The 17,021-nt window shown below is 41.9% G+C and carries 19 protein-coding genes; 10 read left to right on the top strand and 9 right to left on the bottom strand.

The genetic code is table 11. From position 1 onward, the window contains the following. Positions 1-225: 225 nt before the first annotated feature. Both HYU97_01475 and HYU97_01470 read left to right on the top strand, forming a co-directional pair. Positions 226-1,149, top strand: a complete 924-nt coding sequence (locus HYU97_01475) for a ParA family protein (GenBank protein MBI2335420.1) — start codon at positions 226-228, stop codon at positions 1,147-1,149. 103 nt (positions 1,150-1,252) lie between these two features. Beyond that, positions 1,253-2,473 carry a right-handed parallel beta-helix repeat-containing protein gene (locus HYU97_01470; protein ID MBI2335419.1) on the top strand — a complete coding sequence of 407 codons (1,221 nt, stop codon included), beginning with the start codon at positions 1,253-1,255 and terminating at the stop codon, positions 2,471-2,473. 234 nt (positions 2,474-2,707) lie between these two features. Here HYU97_01470 and HYU97_01465 read toward each other — a convergent pair whose 3' ends face one another. The 6 genes from HYU97_01465 to HYU97_01440 are packed head-to-tail and all read right to left on the bottom strand — an operon-like array spanning position 2,708 to position 7,889. Then, positions 2,708-3,970, bottom strand: coding sequence for a histidine--tRNA ligase (locus tag HYU97_01465; protein ID MBI2335418.1), 1,263 nt, complete (start codon positions 3,968-3,970; stop codon positions 2,708-2,710). Beyond that, complete coding sequence (locus HYU97_01460; GenBank protein ID MBI2335417.1) at positions 3,963-4,745, bottom strand: hypothetical protein; 783 nt, start codon at positions 4,743-4,745, stop codon at positions 3,963-3,965. Before HYU97_01460 ends, HYU97_01465 begins: the two co-directional genes overlap by 8 nt. 6 nt (positions 4,746-4,751) lie before the next feature. Next, positions 4,752-5,240, bottom strand: a complete 489-nt coding sequence (gene aroQ / locus HYU97_01455; GenBank protein MBI2335416.1) for a type II 3-dehydroquinate dehydratase — start codon at positions 5,238-5,240, stop codon at positions 4,752-4,754. Then, positions 5,233-5,529, bottom strand: coding sequence for a hypothetical protein (locus HYU97_01450; GenBank protein ID MBI2335415.1), 297 nt, complete (start codon positions 5,527-5,529; stop codon positions 5,233-5,235). Before HYU97_01450 ends, aroQ begins: the two co-directional genes overlap by 8 nt. Before the next feature lie 3 nt (positions 5,530-5,532). Further along, positions 5,533-7,122 carry a 3-dehydroquinate synthase gene (locus HYU97_01445; GenBank protein MBI2335414.1) on the bottom strand — a complete coding sequence of 530 codons (1,590 nt, stop codon included), beginning with the start codon at positions 7,120-7,122 and terminating at the stop codon, positions 5,533-5,535. A gap of 56 nt (positions 7,123-7,178) precedes the next feature. After that, positions 7,179-7,889 (bottom strand): hypothetical protein, encoded by a 711-nt coding sequence (locus HYU97_01440; GenBank protein MBI2335413.1) that lies wholly within the window; start codon positions 7,887-7,889, stop codon positions 7,179-7,181. Positions 7,890-8,087: 198 nt separating this feature from the next. On the opposite strand from HYU97_01440, the gene HYU97_01435 reads away from it, so the two are divergent. Beyond that, the gene (locus HYU97_01435) at positions 8,088-9,308 is read left to right on the top strand and encodes a hypothetical protein (GenBank protein ID MBI2335412.1); all 1,221 of its coding nucleotides are present in this window, start codon (positions 8,088-8,090) and stop codon (positions 9,306-9,308) included. On the opposite strand, the gene aroC is transcribed toward HYU97_01435, so the two are convergent. The 3 genes from aroC to HYU97_01420 form a co-directional block, all read right to left on the bottom strand. After that, positions 9,305-10,474 (bottom strand): chorismate synthase, encoded by a 1,170-nt coding sequence (gene aroC, locus HYU97_01430; protein ID MBI2335411.1) that lies wholly within the window; start codon positions 10,472-10,474, stop codon positions 9,305-9,307. The genes HYU97_01435 and aroC overlap by 4 nt on opposite strands. Beyond that, positions 10,471-10,647, bottom strand: a complete 177-nt coding sequence (locus HYU97_01425) for a helix-turn-helix transcriptional regulator (protein MBI2335410.1) — start codon at positions 10,645-10,647, stop codon at positions 10,471-10,473. Before HYU97_01425 ends, aroC begins: the two co-directional genes overlap by 4 nt. A 548-nt stretch (positions 10,648-11,195) precedes the next feature. After that, a complete protein-coding gene (locus HYU97_01420) occupies positions 11,196-12,044 on the bottom strand; it encodes a prepilin peptidase (protein MBI2335409.1) in 849 nt (282 codons plus the stop codon). Between the two features lie 65 nt (positions 12,045-12,109). Between HYU97_01420 and HYU97_01415 the strand changes: the two genes are divergently transcribed. The 7 genes from HYU97_01415 to HYU97_01385 all read left to right on the top strand — a co-directional run bounded on the left by HYU97_01415 (position 12,110) and on the right by HYU97_01385 (position 17,018). Further along, positions 12,110-12,418: a zf-TFIIB domain-containing protein gene (locus HYU97_01415; GenBank protein ID MBI2335408.1), complete on the top strand. Its 309-nt coding sequence runs from the start codon at positions 12,110-12,112 to the stop codon at positions 12,416-12,418. A 12-nt stretch (positions 12,419-12,430) separates the two neighbouring features. Further along, the gene (gatC, locus tag HYU97_01410; protein ID MBI2335407.1) at positions 12,431-12,712 is read left to right on the top strand and encodes an Asp-tRNA(Asn)/Glu-tRNA(Gln) amidotransferase subunit GatC; all 282 of its coding nucleotides are present in this window, start codon (positions 12,431-12,433) and stop codon (positions 12,710-12,712) included. Between the two features lie 15 nt (positions 12,713-12,727). Next, the gene (gene gatA, locus HYU97_01405) at positions 12,728-14,194 is read left to right on the top strand and encodes an Asp-tRNA(Asn)/Glu-tRNA(Gln) amidotransferase subunit GatA (GenBank protein MBI2335406.1); all 1,467 of its coding nucleotides are present in this window, start codon (positions 12,728-12,730) and stop codon (positions 14,192-14,194) included. Continuing rightward, positions 14,191-15,615 (top strand): Asp-tRNA(Asn)/Glu-tRNA(Gln) amidotransferase subunit GatB, encoded by a 1,425-nt coding sequence (gene gatB / locus HYU97_01400; GenBank protein ID MBI2335405.1) that lies wholly within the window; start codon positions 14,191-14,193, stop codon positions 15,613-15,615. The genes gatA and gatB overlap by 4 nt, the downstream gene beginning before the upstream one ends. Before the next feature lie 211 nt (positions 15,616-15,826). Further along, positions 15,827-16,219, top strand: coding sequence for a MarR family transcriptional regulator (locus HYU97_01395; GenBank protein ID MBI2335404.1), 393 nt, complete (start codon positions 15,827-15,829; stop codon positions 16,217-16,219). Further along, positions 16,209-16,691 carry a nucleotidyltransferase gene (locus tag HYU97_01390; protein MBI2335403.1) on the top strand — a complete coding sequence of 161 codons (483 nt, stop codon included), beginning with the start codon at positions 16,209-16,211 and terminating at the stop codon, positions 16,689-16,691. The genes HYU97_01395 and HYU97_01390 overlap by 11 nt, the downstream gene beginning before the upstream one ends. A gap of 66 nt (positions 16,692-16,757) precedes the next feature. Next, positions 16,758-17,018, top strand: a complete 261-nt coding sequence (locus tag HYU97_01385; GenBank protein ID MBI2335402.1) for a type II toxin-antitoxin system Phd/YefM family antitoxin — start codon at positions 16,758-16,760, stop codon at positions 17,016-17,018. The last annotated feature ends 3 nt before the right edge of the window (positions 17,019-17,021 follow it).

The following is a 17,021-nucleotide window of genomic DNA, read 5'->3' as shown; positions in this document are numbered from 1 at the left end:
TGTACTTCTCAAAAACTTCCATTACTTCTTTACTCGAAAACCTTTTATGTAATTGTTCTGCCATAGGGCCTCCTTTTTTTGAGACCCCTTAAAGTGCACTTTTAATCTTTAAACTAGTGCATTTTTAATTTTTAGATGACACATTACATATTTTTGTTGATAAAAATAGGCTTTGTATCTAAAGTATGCAAGGCTTAAATCTTTCCTTTCAGATTGGGGTGTTAAATGTCCTTGTTAACGGACAAGATAAAAGAATTGATCACCATTGAAACGTCGAGCAAATACGCCCATTATGAAAAGGGTGATCGGCGAGCTATCAGCATTGCCATCTGTTCACAAAAAGGTGGCGTGGGTAAAACCACGACCGCTGTTAACTTAAGTGCTGCCTTGGTTAAATTTCATAACAAACGAGTTCTCGTGGTTGACCTAGATCCCCAAGGCCATGTGGAAAAATCCATTGGGGCCATGATCCCAGAAGGAGTTGAATATCTCCCCCTTTCCACGATTTTATCTTCCAAAAAGGGAAACCTAATGGATGGGGTCATTCAAACCGAAAAACCTAGCTTCAACATCACCCCTGGCGATAAGGCCCTCTATGAATCTGAAGGTGTGCTGGCTAGCAAGATCGGAAAAGAATTTTTGCTCTCTCATGCTGCAAAAACAGCTAAAACCCTTTACGATTTTATTATTTTTGATTGTCCACCCAATTTGGGCAATTTAACCATCAATGCACTGGTTACCTCTGACTATTGTCTAGTCCCTTGCGAAATGAGTGTGTTGGCCTTTGAAGGGGTTAATGATCTCATCGAAACCTTAGAGACCGTTAATGAAAGACTTAACAAACACTTAAAAATTTTGGGTGTGCTCTTCACTCGGGTTGACGGTCGCAATACTAATATGAATCAAGTGATTGAAGAAAACATGAGAAATTATTTTCGGGGTAAAGTCTTAAAAACTCAAATTGCTGTTAACACCGCCCTCAACAAGGCACAACTTGAAGGCAAACCTATTTTTGATACTGAACCCAGTAGTACGGGTGCCAATAATTACCAAGAACTAGCTGAAGAAGTTTTACGCCGGCTTAAGCGCAGCCTGGAGCCTTTGGCCCTGCAGAAAGATAAAGAAAATAGGCCCTCCCTCTTGGCCTAAGACCATATAACTAATCAAAATCATTAAATTTTCTAACCTAATAAAGAAGAAACTTATTTACATTTTAGCCGATAACTTTATAAGCACAGTTTGGGAAGGCCTTATGAAGGTAAAGCATTTTTGGATATTTTTAGGTTTGTGGTTGATGGGTTCGGTCGTCTACGCCGAGCCTAATACCCAGGGGCCTCAATCCACTTACTACGATGGTTTCTTCACCAAAGAAACCCTTACAGTAACAAGCGAAGACGATGGTTTTAAACCTGGCACCTTGCGAACGGTTTTATTAGCAGTTAATACCTTACGTAATCAAAATCCTTTCAAACTTGTTTCCATTCAATTTGCTGACCATGTACATCGCATTGTGCTCAAGTTTCCTCTCCCTGAAATTGAAGCCTCGCTCATTACACTCGATTGCCAATTAAAAGATCGTAAAGTTTTGATCGATGGCTCAGAATTAATTGATAGTTCAGGTTTAGTCGTAACCGGAAATCGCGCCACCATTCAAAATTGCCATTTGACAGGTTTTGATAAAGCAGCCCTGGCGCTACATGGGCATCACAATACGATTCAACATAACATTATTGGTTATCTGCCAGGCAGCTACAAAGAAACTCACGTCAGTTATTATGGTACCCCCAAGACCAATAGCGGCATCGGTATTTTATTAGAAGATGGGGCTAGTGAAAATTCGATTGTAAACAACGAATTGATTGCTAACCAAAAAGGTGCTATTTTGCTTCAGTCTAGCGCAGGGTCTCAAAACAAAATTTCTCATAATTTATTTGCTGAAAATCGTGGGCTGCCGATCCATGATTCAAGCGCTTATAGTGCCATCATCCCCAAAATTGAAAAATTCCAAAAAAATTCTGAGAGCTTTAGTTTAGAAGGGAGGGTGAGCCCACTCGCCAAGGTAGAGTTATACTTAGTGGGCAAAAACGATCAACATATTGCACAAAAGCTTAGCGAAACTCAGGCTAATGCCACCGGGAAATTTGTAACTTCAGGGAGCTGGAGCAGCTTAATCCCAGGCCAATCTAAAGTCGTGGCCATTAGTCATGACTCGCGGGCTAACACCAGTATCTTTTCGAATGCTACACTCTATACTGAAAGTACTGTACCCAATAAGTTAGCCGAAACTAGCTTGGAAAACCCATCCACTACTGACAAGTCCCCTGCTATCTCAGATGCCATTCCAGTAAAATCTTCACCTAAACCTTCGATTGAACCGGAAGAAGAAACCTATTTCGATACCCAAGGCAAAGGCACTCCTTCTACTGAACCCGATGTCGACAATCCCAACGCACTCATTGAATTAGGAAATTGAAATCTCTAAAAATTGCGAACCGAGATGCCCTTGTTGGCAAACGCGCACCGTTCGCCCTGCGATGCTCATCTGTCATTGCGAACCCAGCAGGGTGAAACAATCTCTTCTGTTTAAGCGATGGGATTGCCGCGCCCGTTGGGCTCGCAATAACAGCATTTATACAGCCTTCATGCGGGCTCTCTCCTGCGCAACGTTTGCCAACAAGGGCATCTCGGTTCGCAATTTTTAGAGATTTCAATTTAACAACTTAATTTGGTTGATCCAATTTTGGAGCGACAACTCTTGTTGGGTACCGGCTTGCATATCTTTTAATAACATCAGGCCTGCTTGTAATTCTTGTTCGCCTAAAATGAGAACGTAGCGAGCCTCTTGCCGGTCGGCTATTTTAAGTTTTGCTTTTAACGATCTCTCAGAACCTTCTAACATCACCGAAAGTTTCACTTCATTGCGTAATTCACAAAAATGTTTGAAAAAAAACTGATTGGCCTCTTCCCCCAAGGCAATCAATATAAGTAAATTAGGTTTTTGGGGAAAAACATTTTGCCCCACGAGATCCATTAAACGTTCCATCCCTAAAGCAAACCCTACCGCAGGAATGACCGGCCCCCCTAGCTCTTGCACTAAGTTATTATAGCGCCCCCCGCCGGCAAAGGCATTTTGAGCGCCTAATTTGGTTGAGGTAAATTCAAAGGCTGTTTTATCATAATAATCAAGCCCACGCACCAATTGTGGATTCACTTGACAAGGAATCCCCGCAATCGATAAATAATTTTGCAAGCGATCGAAATGAGATTTTGAAATATCGTCGAGATCGTCTAACAAGCTAGGTGCTTGTTTCAATAAATCAATACAGCTTTGAGTTTTACAATCCAAAACTCGCAAAGGATTTTTTATTTTCCGGTTCTGACATTTTTCACATAATTGCGATTCGACTTGATCGAGATAGTTTAGAAGTTTGCTTTTATACTTTTGCCTAACTTCTGGTGTGCCCAGTGAGTTGATCAAAAGCTGATAATCTCTCACCTCTAGCTTTTCCAAAAGTTGCACAATGAGTTGAATAAGTTCGGCATCAAGGGTTGGATCATCGACCCCCAATATCTCAGCACCAAATTGATAGAATTGGCGAAACCGCCCTTTTTGCGGACGCTCATAGCGAAACATGGGCCCAAAATAACACAAACGTTTTTCAGCAGACCCCTCTCGCTTACTAAAATGTTCTAAATAGGCCCGCACAATGGGGGCTGTGCCTTCTGGCCTTAAAGCCAGCGCCCTTTCATTGCGATCAACTAAGGTATACATTTCTTTCTCTACAATATCCGTAGAAGTACCAATGCCTCGCTCAAACAAATGCAAGTCTTCTAAAACCGGAGTACGCATTTCCAAAAAGTGCGCCTTCGCAAATAAGGCAAAGGCCATTTGCTCAACCCTTCTCCACGCTTGAGCCTGTGTTCCAATTATATCGGGCATGCCTTTGACAGCTTGAAAGATTTTACTCATGCGTGCTCTCAGGATTTTCTGGGTTTTTGGCCAAAGTTTGTTCTAAAGACAAGGCTTTTTCATAGATAGGTGCAAATTCAGGATCGTCTTTTAATTTCATTCTTTCAATCTTACGCAAAACTTTTTTAGGGTCTCTTAGTTTAAGGTAAAAAACACATAGCTCTCGCAGCAAACCCCTTTCGTCGGGTTTTTTCAAAATAATTTTTTCATAAATATCGACCAGCAGATCCAAACGTTTCATGTCTTTACGCAAGTCTTTGGCAAGCAATTGATACTCAACAAAAGCCTCTTCTGATTTTCCATAAATATTAAGTAACTCAGCTAATTTAAGGCGATTTTCTATATTTTCAGGATTGAGCTGCATTAAAGCCCTAGACACTCGAACCGCATCATCCTTCATTTGGTGAGTTTGATAATAATTAATCACGATGCGATACTGGGTCATGGCATCTTCGGGCATGGACAACTTGGTAAAAAGCTCGGCTAATTTTTCATTAAACTGCACAGAGCCAGGTGAAAATTTTAAAATGTTTTTATAAATAGCTACCGCTTTAAGTAAAAAGCCCTCTTTAATATAATGTTCACCCACCTCTTTAAAAATCGTGATGCCTTGATCGACTTGTTTTTTCTTAAAATAAATTTCTCCGATCTTTAACTTAATGCGCATGTCGGTCGGGTCTTCTGCTGACATCTTCATCAATTCCACCAGTTCACCAACACCTCGACCTTTGGCAAAAAGGTTCTTCAATTTTGTGACTAATCTATTTGTCTTCATGATTAATTATCTTTTTCGGATATTTTTTTTCTTGGGCAATTTAGAACCGTGAGTATCTAAATGATAAAGCAAGGCATAGAGCCCTAATACATAAGAATAGGGGCCAAAGCCCGAAATTTGGCCAATGGCTACAGGGGCGATATAAGAATGATGCCGAAATGGCTCCCGTTGGTAAATATTAGACAAATGAACTTCAACCGTGGGAACCTGCGCTGCTAAAACGGCATCGCGTAACGCTACCGAAGTATGAGTATAGGCGGCGGGGTTAATTAAAATCCCCACAAACTTACTTTGAGCCTGTTGGATCTTTTCAATCATCTCACCTTCTACATTCGATTGAAAAATAACCAGCTCGACTTTTTCTTTTTTGGCTATGGCCGCAAGGGTTTGATTAATATCCTCTAAAGTTTGAGAACCGTAGATGTCTTTTTCCCTTGCTCCCAATAAATTAAGATTAGGGCCATGAACCACTAAGATTTTTTTCTGCTTAGCCACCAAGCACTGCCCTCTTTTCTTGAACACGGGTTAATAAATTCTGCAGAAATTCAATCTTGCGAACTGATGGCGTAACAACCAAAACACTTTGCCCAGCCTTAACAAATTTTTCAAAAGAACGTTTCAATTCTTCTTTTAAAGATTGATGGATGGCTTGAATCTCAGGCTGATTAGGTTTTTCGGCTAAAATTTTCTCGGTTAAATTAACGGCTAAATGCACATGACCTTGCCGACGCAAAATATTGATCATGGTTTTGGTGTAATATAATTTATCGATTTCAAAACCCATGTTTTAATTCCCAAAAATCGACTCCACCTTGGTTTTTTGCGCAAAGGCTTTGCCTATTTTTTGTAAATATACAAAATTAATAAAAGAAGATACCCTTTTTTTATCGGCCAATAGGGTTTGCTTAAGCTTAGGCAAAGGCAATTTTGGCAATTCAGTAGGAAGATTAAAAACTTTTAAAAGCCCTTCTAACCGCTCAATTTCTTGAGCATGGCAAAAGCCCAAACTTAAAGATTTTTTTGCCGCAAACACCATGCCCATGGCGATCGCCTCGCCATGCAAATACCGCCTATAGCCCGTAAGCGTTTCTACGGCGTGACCCACCGTATGCCCAAAGTTTAATAACGACCTAAGCCCGGTTGTTTCAAATTCATCTTGTTCAACAATGTCGGCCTTAATCTCACAAGAACGGCGAATGATGGGTTTTAACAATTCATATTTCCCTTGCAAAATGCCTTCGGCTAAGGCCTCTACCCGAGCAAATAAACCTTCATCTCCTATCGCTCCATATTTGATAACCTCTGCCATGCCGGCTAACAGTTCTCGCTTGGGCAAGGTTTTTAAAAAGAGGGTATCAATAAAGACTAATTTGGGTTGATGAAACACCCCCACCAGGTTTTTCCCACTGGTTAGATCAACCCCGGTCTTTCCACCCACTGAGCTATCCACTTGCGCCAATAAGGTGGTTGGAACCTGCACAAAAGGAATCCCTCGCAAATAGGTACCCGCCACAAACCCAGCAATATCCCCCACCACTCCACCACCTAAGGCTAATAACAAAGACTGCCGATCGGCTTTAAGCTTCACTAACTGAGCATAAATCTTCGAAACAGTATTGAGATTTTTATATCTTTCTCCATCAGGGATTTTAATCACTGCCACTTCAAAGTGCTTGGTCAAAGCAGTTGCAACCGCTTTGAGATAAATTTTACCTACCGTGGTATTCGTGAGGATAATCAATTTTTGACCGCTAAAATTTTCTCGTAACTGCCGACTTAAGTTTGGCAAGGCATTATGTTCAAAATAAATAGGGTAACGCCTTGCCCCCAACTCAACATAATGACAATGAGGATTTTGCGATAAAATTTTGAGAATTTTTTCTACAACTTCGGAAATGGATAAATCATCGGTATGGATTTGAGATTCGATTTCAAAATATAGAGGTTCTCGTTTTTGCAGCAATGCCCGAATTTGGCCCTCTTTATCATCTCCTTTAAGCAAGGGGCGACCTGTATCATGAACGAGGCGCTGCAGAATGCTAGCCACTGAAGCGGTTAATAAAATGGGTCGACTTAACTTTTGAATAAGGCGCCGATTATGGGCTGATAAAATCGCCCCCCCACCCACCGCTACCACTACACACCCTTGGCTTAAGGCTTCTTGTAAAACTTGACTCTCAAGGGTACGAAAGCTCGCCTCACCATGTTGAGCAAAATGGTCAGCAACCCTTAAGCCCGATTTTTCACAAATGATTTGATCGGTATCGATAAGGGTATAGCCTAATTTTTCGGCTAATAACTTCCCCACACCAGACTTACCCGTGCCCATAAAACCAGTTAATACAATGCGTTTAGGTAAAGGAATTGAATCTTCCAAGAAAACCTCTTTTAAAAGGAGCTCATCATTATCTCCCTTTCAAAAGAGGTCAAGTTCTATTCACAGGTAATCGTCAGCACACTATTAGCCGCTTCAGCTCTTATTCGGTAACTTCTGGGCTCAGATAAGTAAATACTCCCACAACTCCAGCTAGCAAAAAATTCTTTGCTACAATTAGGAGCCGGGTCACCCAAACTACGCGGGTCAATGAGATATTCACAACGTGTCTTATTATCGCAAGCCGCGCGCATATCGAGCGTAGCATTACCCTGTACCACACGACTCCCAGGAGTATTATAGCAATTCATACCATAGCTTGCTTCGCTAACAAAAATGGGTTGCCCATTCCCCGAATTGCCCGAGGATCCTTGAACAGGGGGAGGATTGGAATATTCTGGTGGAGGCCCAGGATCACCAGGCGACACTTGAAGTTCTAGTCTTTCTTCTGAATGAATTTCATCGTAAACAATCACTCGCCTAGTTTCTGTGGTTGGATTAAAAGCCCGAAAAGAATAACACTCCCCCGGTTGCAAAATAACTCCACTAAATTTATTGTAATGATCTAAGCTAAAGGGATGATGCCGAAAGTCATCTTGGTTGCAAATCTTAATATCATCATTATGCCCCACACTTATTGAGTTCGGCACAAATTGTTTGTGATAAAGATTAACTTGAACGGTTCTGAGCGACACCTTAAGGGCATGACCCAAGGGTTCAATCATTAACAAAAACACCGCGCCTAGAATTATCATTAAAAACACCCGCATAACCCCTCCTAGCTAATGCAGAGATTTTAGCATAAATCTAGCCATCTTTACCAACGGATTATTTTTGTAACGCACCTCGCCAAGCGAGAATACGGCAAATGCAATATTCATGGTATTTTGCCGTAACTCCACTCATCTAACTAACCGAAAATTCTAATGGAAGGGAAATGCCCCGGGGGCTTTTCTAGGGGTTTAACGATGAACGATAAAATCTATTTCCCAGTTTTTGATATTGATGGCAATGAATCGGTTTATCCTGAAGAAATCTATGCTGTTAGTCAATTTCATGAAACGACCCTAGCCCTGCTGCAATTTTCAGAAACTGCTCATCCACAAGTTGATGATCGGCGAAAATTTCTCACCACCATCGTTGAAAAGATCATTGAACGACTTGATACCTTTGATCAGTTACAACAAGCAAATCCAACGGGTGTAACCCCAATTCTTGAAATTCCACCTACCGAAGCCCATTTTAAATTTTTTAATCTCATGCTTTCGGTTTACCGACAGCTTCCACCCAAAGAACGGGCTTATTTCAGAGAACAATTTCTCGCTTTTAAAGCTAATTTAAAATCAGGTCAGCCTTTCGATGAAAGTGAGTTTTCACAAGAAATGTTGGAACAGTCCAAGTGGCTACTGCACAATTATAATCGCATTGAACCTACTGATGGAAACCTTGGGATAAGCCTAGAAGAGATTGATTATTACCAACCTTATTTTGAACAAGGGCTTAAAACTCCAGCCCCATCTTTTCATACAAGTGCCTTTAAACCTGATAATCCATTAAGGGTCCACAACACCTTGGTAGCGATTAGGCAATGCATTAAAATCAAAAATCCTAAGCTCAAAAGATCAGTTTATAAAATCTTAGACCAAATAAGTCAGTCAGAAACCGGTTATAAATTACTTGAAGCTATAAAAAAACAAATTGATGGGGGCATGCCTTTGAAAATTAGCCTAATGACCCCTGCCAAAATGCAAGAATTCGGTCCTCAAACAGTTGGCTATTATGACCCCAAAAACTATAGTCTCATGCTCTCGCCAATTAATTTAGAACATAATCCTGAAATGATGGTTGAGGTCTTCTGTCATGAACTCTTTCATGCCATACCCCACATTAGACCTCAGGGGAATCAAGGAACGGTTCGAGAAGAAACCATGGCCAATGACATTGGCCAATTAGTGGGTTGGGAATTAGGGCTTTCGCTTTATTATCATAACACCCTCGCCCACACCAGTTATGCCAATAAATATGATGCAATTTGGAATCTTTATAGCCACGATCTCTATCTTGACACTTCACCCGCTGATATTCGAAGCAGCGAAGCTGGCTTTCAATCACCCGAATGGGAGAATTATATTACCACACAAATGACGAGGATTTTTGAAGGCCTATGGCGAACCATCGAACCTTCTTAATAGGAATGGATTTGTTGTAAATAGGCTTCGTAGTTGTGGCGAATTTCATCAAGACTATCGCCGCCAAACTTTTCTAAAAAGGCATCGGCCAAGGTGATTGCCACTACATTTTCAGCAATCACGCTAGCCGCAGGAACGACACAAGTATCTGAGCGCTCGACAGCTGCTTCGAATTCTTTTTTGGTGACCACATCGACTGAGTGCAGTGGAGTATACAAAGTGGCGATAGGTTTGAGAGCACCACGTAAAATGAGGGGCTCACCATTGGTCATGCCCCCTTCTAAACCACCCGCACGATTCGTTTTGTGAAAAAATTTCTTTTGTTGTGCGTTATAAAAAATTCCATCATGCACTTGGCTGCCTGGTAAATGAGCTTGTCTAAAGGCTTCGCCGATTTCTACACCTTTGACCGCCTGAATAGAACAAAGCGCTTGCGCGAGCCTCCCATCGAGTTTTCGATCCCAATGCACATGGCTGCCTAGACCCGGCGGAACACCTTCTACAATCACTTCAAAAACTCCACCCACAGAATCGCCTGCTTTTTTAGCTTCATCGACTCGTGCCATCATCTTGGTTTCGATTTGTGGGTCTAAGCACCGCATAGGGGCCTCTTCGGTGCGTTCAAGAATTTCTTTGGCCGATGGGCGAAGGCCATCCCAACAAATATCTCCCACTGCCACCACATGGCCTGCCAGCACAAAACCAAAATGCTCTAACAATTGGCGACACAAGGCCCCTACGGCCACGCGCGACGTGGTTTCACGAGCCGAGGCCCTTTCTAAAACATTGCGCAAATCTTTAAAATTATATTTAAGCCCACCCGAAAGATCGGCATGGCCAGGGCGCGGCGAAGTTACTTCGCGTTTTGGATCTCCCGAGATAGGCCAAAGACTCATCTCTTGTTGCCAAACATTCCAATCTTTATTTTCAATACGGATAGCAATCGGGCTGCCTAAGGTTTTGCCATGACGAATCCCCGACATCACAATCGCCTGATCGGTTTCGATTTTCATGCGCCCACCCCGGCCATAACCTTTTTGCCGACGTAGCAATTGATGATTGATGGCTTCAAGTGTGATGGGCACCCCTGCTGGCATACCTTCCAAAATGAGATTTAAAGCTGGGCCATGGGATTCGCCACTGGTGAGATATCTTAATGAAGTCATGCTGGAAAAACTTTTTCTTTATCGGTGAGCTGAAAACCAAGGGCGAGAATTATTTTTCGCATGGTGTCCATTCGACAGGGGATGCCCGATTCAATGCGATCGATCGTTAAAGCCGACAAACCTGCTTTACGCGCCAATTCTGCCTTGCTCAACAATTGCTGTTCGCGCAACATCCGAACATTGTTTTTAAATTTTTTTGAAATAGGTTTAGGATTAGGATTATTCACAGACTCATGATCTTAATCGAAATGTGCCTTAATTTCAAGAAAGTCATTATCTTTTTATTAAAAATCCCATAAAAATAATATAATTATGCATAATTTATATATAATTTAACTTTATTATATATAAAACTTAAAAGTTTTACTGAAGTCGGCAGAAGCTTCCAGGGGTCCTGAGTCGCCCCAGGGGTTACGGCCCCTGGGCGCACTCAAAGTCTCGGCTTTCACGGCTTTATAGCCATAGTGGTGAAAGCTGGAGTTTACCCTGAGCAAAGCGACAGGGACAAACCCCTTCCAGCTTCAGCCGACTTCAGTAAAACTTTTCATATCTCTGCAAATATTTACGGAAAAGTCTTTTCGAAGCGGGAAGAGGCTACTCGAAACCCCTTTGCTTGGGGTTGAGAGAGCCTTAAGCCGGATTCGAAAAGACGTGGTAAATAATTGCAGATGAATTGGAAGATTGCCACGCTCGCCGACGGGGCTCGCTCGCAATGACATCGTCAATGGATCAAATTTTTAAAAAACTTGAAGTAAGCTTGCAAAAAGGCCTGCCCCCAATAAAGTTGAAAAAGGGCGCCGAGTGCTAAGAAAGGCCCAAAGGGAATGGCCGCTTTCAAATCTTTTTTCGAAAACAAAATATAAATAAGCCCCACAATGGATCCGGTAATCGATGCGATTAAAAAAATCACAAACACGGGTTTCCAGCCAAAAAATGCCCCCAACATAGCCGCCAGTTTCACATCGCCAAAACCTAAACCCTCTCGCTTGCGAATTTTGTGATAAAACACGCTGAGCAAAAACAAAGTGCCAGCTCCAACTAACACCCCCATGCAAGAATCCACCAGGGTTTGCAGCATGAGCTTATTCAAATCCAGCAATGGCCCTTCGGTTATATGAAGTATATAAAGATGGGCCTGTCGTACGACCAATCCCACCAAAACACCGGGCAAAGTAATAACATTCGGCAAAATTTGATGTTCAAGATCAATAAAAGACAAGACAATCAACGGACACACCAACAACAGAAAATAAAGCAGGGCCACCGGCCAAGGGGTTAAATAATAATAGGTTAATAATCCTAAACCTGCGGTTAATAATTCTACCCAAAAATAACGGCTACTAATTTTTTGATGGCAGGTGCGACATTGCCCTCTTAAAAATAAGTAAGAAAAAAGTGGGATATTTTCATGCCAGCTTAAAGCCCGCTGGCAATGCGGGCAATGCGAGGCAGGAAACACAATGGATTGCTCTTGGGGAATACGCACAATACATACATTAAGAAAAGAACCCCACAACGCGCCTAAAACAAAAAATCCTATTTGCCCAAAGGGGGATGGAAGTATCAACATAGTTTTGCTTGTATGTAGCTCACTGAGTTTAGTATATTCTTATCCAATCATAAAGGAGTCAACCTATGGATGCCACCAAAAAGAGCCCCGAAGAAGAATTTTTTGCCAAACAAGAAATTGAAAAACGCAAAGCCTTTACTGACAAAATCAAAAAAGAAATGGCTGAAAAAGAAAAAACCCAGCTAAAAAACCTTCATTTTATGCATTGCCCCAAATGTGGCATGGAGCTTCACGCTATTTTATATCGAGGGGTTACGATTGACAAATGTTTCTCTTGCGGTGGAGTTTATCTTGACCAAGGCGAACTAGAAGAGTTAGCGGGTCAAGAGAGTGGTTTTTTGAAAAAGGTTTTACAAGTTTTTGAAAACAAATAACGAAAGGCAACCATGATTTCTCGCGATGATGTTATTAAGGCAGCCAAGCTCGCTAAGCTTCGACTCAAAGAAGAAGAAATTCAAGTTTATACTGAACAGTTGCAAAACATTTTACACCATGTGGAAAAGCTTAACTCACTTAATACGAGTAACATTGAACCCACTTCTCATGCTGTCGATACCCAAGCCATTTTTCGTGAAGACATCGCCCACCCTTGTGATATTTTAGAAAAAGTCTTTGCAGTAGCCCCCGACACCGAAGACCGGTTTTTCCGCGTCCCCAAAGTTATCTAAAGTTTTGAGTCAACCATGGAACTAGCTCACCTCACCCTTTTTGAAATTCATCAAAAAATTAAAGCCAAAGAAATTTCTTGCCAAGAAATAACGGCCGCTCAACTTAAACGTATTGAAAAATTGAATGCACAACTCAATGCGTTTATCACGCTATGCCCAGAAAAGGCCATGGCTAGGGCGCAAGAGCTTGATCAACATTTAGCAAAAAATCCTGCTAGCGATTTGCCCCCACTATTTGGGGTACCCATGGGCCTCAAAGATATTTTCTTAACCGAAGGGGTTCGCACCACCTGTGCTTCCAAGATTCTGGGAGATTATATTCCCCCTTATAACAGCACGGCCGTACAGAAACTTTTAAATGCTGGCATTATTCTCACGGGAAAACTGAACATGGATGAATTTGCCATGGGTTCGAGTAACGAAACTTCACATTTTGGCCCCTGCAAAAACCCATGGGATCTAAACCGTGTTCCTGGGGGAAGCAGTGGTGGTTCTGCATCGGCGGTCAGCTCAGGGATTTCTTATGCTACCCTTGGCACCGACACGGGTGGATCAATCCGTCAACCCGCTAGCCTCACCAGTATTGTGGGTCTCAAACCTACCTATGGTCGGGTGTCGCGTTATGGCGTTATTGCCTTTGCTTCGTCGCTCGATCAAGTGGGCCCCATGGCCAAAGACGTGCGCGATTGTGCTTTAATGTTGCAAACCATTGCGGGCTACGACCCCAAAGATTCCACCTCGGTCAATCAGCCCGTGCCCAACTATCTTGCGGCCTTAAAAAAAGACCTCAAGGGCATTCGCTTAGGTATCCCTCAAGAATATTTTGCCGAAGGGCTGGACCCAGAAATCGAAAAATCCTTGCAACAAGCCTTACAAACTTTGAAAGAACTGGGCGCTACTGTCAAACCTGTTCAATTGCCTCACACCGAATATGGCGTACCCACTTATTATATCTTGGCCCCAGCTGAGGCGAGCAGCAACCTGGCCCGCTACGATGGGGTACGTTATGGTTTTCGTGCTAAAAATATTGAAACCTTGTTGGATTTATATGAGCAATCCAAAACACAAGGGTTTGGCAGTGAAGTTAAACGGCGCATTATGCTCGGCTCTTATGTGCTTTCTGCCGGTTACTATGATGCTTATTATTTGAAGGCCCAAAAAGTACGCACCCTCATTCGACAAGATTTTTTAAATGCCTTAAAAGAAGTAGATGCCCTGGTAACTCCAACCTCCCCCACTTGCGCTTTCAAACTCGGAGAAAAAACCGACGACCCTTTAAAAATGTATTTGTCTGACATTTACACCATTAATGTTAACTTAGCCGGTTTGCCAGGCATGTGCGTGCCTTGTGGTTTTAATTCTCAAAATTTACCGATTGGCATGCAACTCATTGCTGGCCCCTTTGCCGAAGAAAAATTATTTCACGTAGCTTTTGCTTATGAACAAGCCACCGTTTGGCATAAGAGGAGGCCTACGTTATGACGCAATATGAAACCGTCATTGGGCTAGAAGTTCACGCTCAACTCAAAACCAAGTCAAAGATTTTTTGCTCATGCCCAACAACTTTTGGTGAACCGCCTAATAAAAACACTTGCCCAGTTTGTTTGGGGCTACCTGGCGTGTTACCGGTATTGAATAAAACCGCTGTGGAATATGCCATCAAAGCAGGCCTGGCGACTCATTGCAAAGTTCAAAAACGCAGCATTTGGGCCCGCAAAAACTATTTTTACCCTGACCTCCCCAAAGGCTATCAAATTTCCCAATATGAATTTCCTCTTTGTTTAGATGGCTATTTAGAATTTTATGTCAAAGATCAAAAGAAGCGAGTGCAAATTCAGCGCATCCACATGGAAGAAGATGCCGGGAAATTACTACACGACTTTGGCCACCCTGATTCCAGCCATGTCGACCTTAACCGCGCAGGAACGCCCTTGGTGGAAATCGTAAGCAGCCCTGATCTTCGCAGTTCTGAAGAAGCAAGCGCGTATCTAAAACACTTGCGCAATATTTTAGTTTATCTCGATGTGTGTGATGGCAACATGGAAGAAGGCAGCTTTCGCTGTGATGCCAATGTTTCCCTACGACCCGTGGGTTCAGAAAAATTAGGCACCCGTGCCGAATTAAAAAACATCAACAGTTTTAAATTTGTAGAAAAGGCCATCGAATATGAAGTCGCCCGCCAAGAAGCGATATTAAATGAAGGTGGCCGTGTGGTACAAGAAACTCGCTTATTTAATTCTGCCAAAGGCATCACGGAATCTATGCGCAGCAAAGAAGAAGCCCACGACTATCGCTACTTTCCCGATCCTGATTTATTACCACTCATCATCGATGACGCTTGGCTTAAAGAGATTCAAAAGAACTTACCTGAATTGGGTCATCAAAAGGCAGAACGCTTTGAACGCGATTATGCTATTCCCCATTATGATGCCGAAGTTCTAACGGCTGAAAAAGAAGTTGCCCTCTATTTTGAGGAAGTGGTGAAACAATGTGGTGATGCCAAAAGGGCTAGCAACATTATTATGACCGAGATGTTGGGCTTAGCTGCCAAAGGAGAAAAACCTTTTGAGACTATCCCAGCCATTGAACTGGGCAAAGCCATCACCATGACCCTCAAAGGCACCATTAGCGGCAAAATGCTCAAAGATGTGATTTTGGCCATGCACACGGAAAAACAAAGCGCCGAAACCATTGTCAACAAAATGGGTGGCCAACTTTCGGATAGCAGTGCCATTGAAGCCATTATTGATAAAGTCCTAGCTGCCAACCCTGACAATGTTCAACAATACAAATCGGGCAAAGATAAATTATTTGGTTTTTTTGTAGGCCAAGTAATGAAAGAATCCAAAGGCAAGGCCAATCCCCAAGTAGTCAACGATCTGTTGAAGAAAAAATTATTTTGAGCCGAGACAAGGAAGATGAGCGAAAAGCCCGGAGGCGTACCCATAGGTACGTCGAGGACTTTTCGTGAAATCTGACGCAGTCGCAGGCCAAAAGCCGAAGCAAAATGTTAGACACACCACGGACTTGTTAGTAACTAAATGAAAATTCATTTTTTTGAGCAGTATAAAATGTCCTTGAATAAATTAAGTGTACCTATATAATAGATACACGATGAAAGGACTCCTCAACAGTACCGCCAAAGAGAAAGTTTTATTGTATTTAGGTCTACGAGGGGGATGCAGTGGCAGAAGATTGGCCAAGGTTCTAAAAAAAAGCCCCTCGCAGATCTTTAAAGCCTTAAATCAATTGATCAAGGCGGGTATTATCAAGAAAGAACCCTCCTGCACTTTCTATGTCCTAAATCGCCACTACCCTTACTATGAAGAACTTATAAGCATAATCCTCAAGAAAAGCGAGCACCTCCCTAAATCTAACCTTATTATTCCTAAAATCCAATTGAACAGAAAAGTAGACCCCATTGCGGTTTATGAGATTCTGGAATTAAGGAATTCAAACCTATCCTATCCTAAACTTTCAAAGGCCTTAAGTAAATATGATGCTTAATGCCTTGATCAAGATAACAACCCTTTTTAAGAACAACGATATTAATTATTGCGTGATTGGTGGGTTAGCCATGATGCTTTATAATGGAAGGGCTAATACCGTCGATATTGATTTTTATGTCTTAGTTGATGATCTAAAGATTATTAAAAATCTTTTAACAAATCACCAAATACCTGTAAAATCCCGAGGAGAATACCAACTACAAGCCAAAGTCGATGGAGTTCCCATCGATCTTTTATATGCTGACCATTATATAGGATCCGACGTTGTTCATCGAGCCGTCGAAAAAAAACTTGGCGATAAATTCGTAAGAATTGCCACACCTGAAGACATCATTGTTCTTAAAACCCTGGCTAACCGCAGCGTAGATCGTCGCGACATTGAAGAACTACGAGAGTTATTCGGGAAAAAACTTGACGAAAAATACATTCAAAAAACCATCAAGCGTATCAACAAATTATTAAGCTCCTAAAAAGTAGTTAGAAAAGAAGCGCCTATCTTGACCTAGTTCAAATATTAGTCTACATTTGAACTCGTTATGAACAAGCATATTAACATTCATGATGCAAAAACTAATCTTTCCAAATACTTACAATCTCTAAAAGAAGGGGATGTGTTAACGATTTGCAAGCATAATATCCCGGTGGCCGAAGTGCGCCCTATTCCTAAAAAAAAGAAAAACCAACGCCCGATTGGGCTGGCCAAAGGTAAGATTAATATTACTGATGATTTTAATGATCCCTTGCCCGATGAAATTCTAGATTTATTTTATAAAAGCCCTATTTTCCCATCTAAATAATTT

The sequence above is a fragment of the Deltaproteobacteria bacterium genome, from assembly GCA_016183235.1.
Taxonomy (GTDB): domain Bacteria; phylum UBA10199; class UBA10199; order DSSB01; family JACPFA01; genus JACPFA01.
Note: the sequence above shows the minus strand (reverse complement) of the source record. Positions and strands in the feature narration are given on the sequence as shown.

Coding starts and splice junctions, on each gene's coding strand:
- HYU97_01420 (MBI2335409.1), bottom strand. CDS start 12,044: ATGTTGATACTTCCATCCCCCTTTGGGCAAATAGGATTTTTTGTTTTA.
- HYU97_01395 (MBI2335404.1), top strand. CDS start 15,827: ATGAAAGGACTCCTCAACAGTACCGCCAAAGAGAAAGTTTTATTGTAT.
- HYU97_01385 (MBI2335402.1), top strand. CDS start 16,758: ATGAACAAGCATATTAACATTCATGATGCAAAAACTAATCTTTCCAAA.
- HYU97_01475 (MBI2335420.1), top strand. CDS start 226: ATGTCCTTGTTAACGGACAAGATAAAAGAATTGATCACCATTGAAACG.
- HYU97_01415 (MBI2335408.1), top strand. CDS start 12,110: ATGGATGCCACCAAAAAGAGCCCCGAAGAAGAATTTTTTGCCAAACAA.
- gatA (MBI2335406.1), top strand. CDS start 12,728: ATGGAACTAGCTCACCTCACCCTTTTTGAAATTCATCAAAAAATTAAA.
- HYU97_01450 (MBI2335415.1), bottom strand. CDS start 5,529: ATGGGTTTTGAAATCGATAAATTATATTACACCAAAACCATGATCAAT.
- gatC (MBI2335407.1), top strand. CDS start 12,431: ATGATTTCTCGCGATGATGTTATTAAGGCAGCCAAGCTCGCTAAGCTT.
- HYU97_01465 (MBI2335418.1), bottom strand. CDS start 3,970: ATGAGTAAAATCTTTCAAGCTGTCAAAGGCATGCCCGATATAATTGGA.
- aroC (MBI2335411.1), bottom strand. CDS start 10,474: ATGACTTCATTAAGATATCTCACCAGTGGCGAATCCCATGGCCCAGCT.
- HYU97_01390 (MBI2335403.1), top strand. CDS start 16,209: ATGATGCTTAATGCCTTGATCAAGATAACAACCCTTTTTAAGAACAAC.
- HYU97_01440 (MBI2335413.1), bottom strand. CDS start 7,889: ATGCGGGTGTTTTTAATGATAATTCTAGGCGCGGTGTTTTTGTTAATG.
- HYU97_01470 (MBI2335419.1), top strand. CDS start 1,253: ATGAAGGTAAAGCATTTTTGGATATTTTTAGGTTTGTGGTTGATGGGT.
- HYU97_01425 (MBI2335410.1), bottom strand. CDS start 10,647: ATGTTGCGCGAACAGCAATTGTTGAGCAAGGCAGAATTGGCGCGTAAA.
- HYU97_01460 (MBI2335417.1), bottom strand. CDS start 4,745: ATGAAGACAAATAGATTAGTCACAAAATTGAAGAACCTTTTTGCCAAA.
- HYU97_01435 (MBI2335412.1), top strand. CDS start 8,088: ATGAACGATAAAATCTATTTCCCAGTTTTTGATATTGATGGCAATGAA.
- gatB (MBI2335405.1), top strand. CDS start 14,191: ATGACGCAATATGAAACCGTCATTGGGCTAGAAGTTCACGCTCAACTC.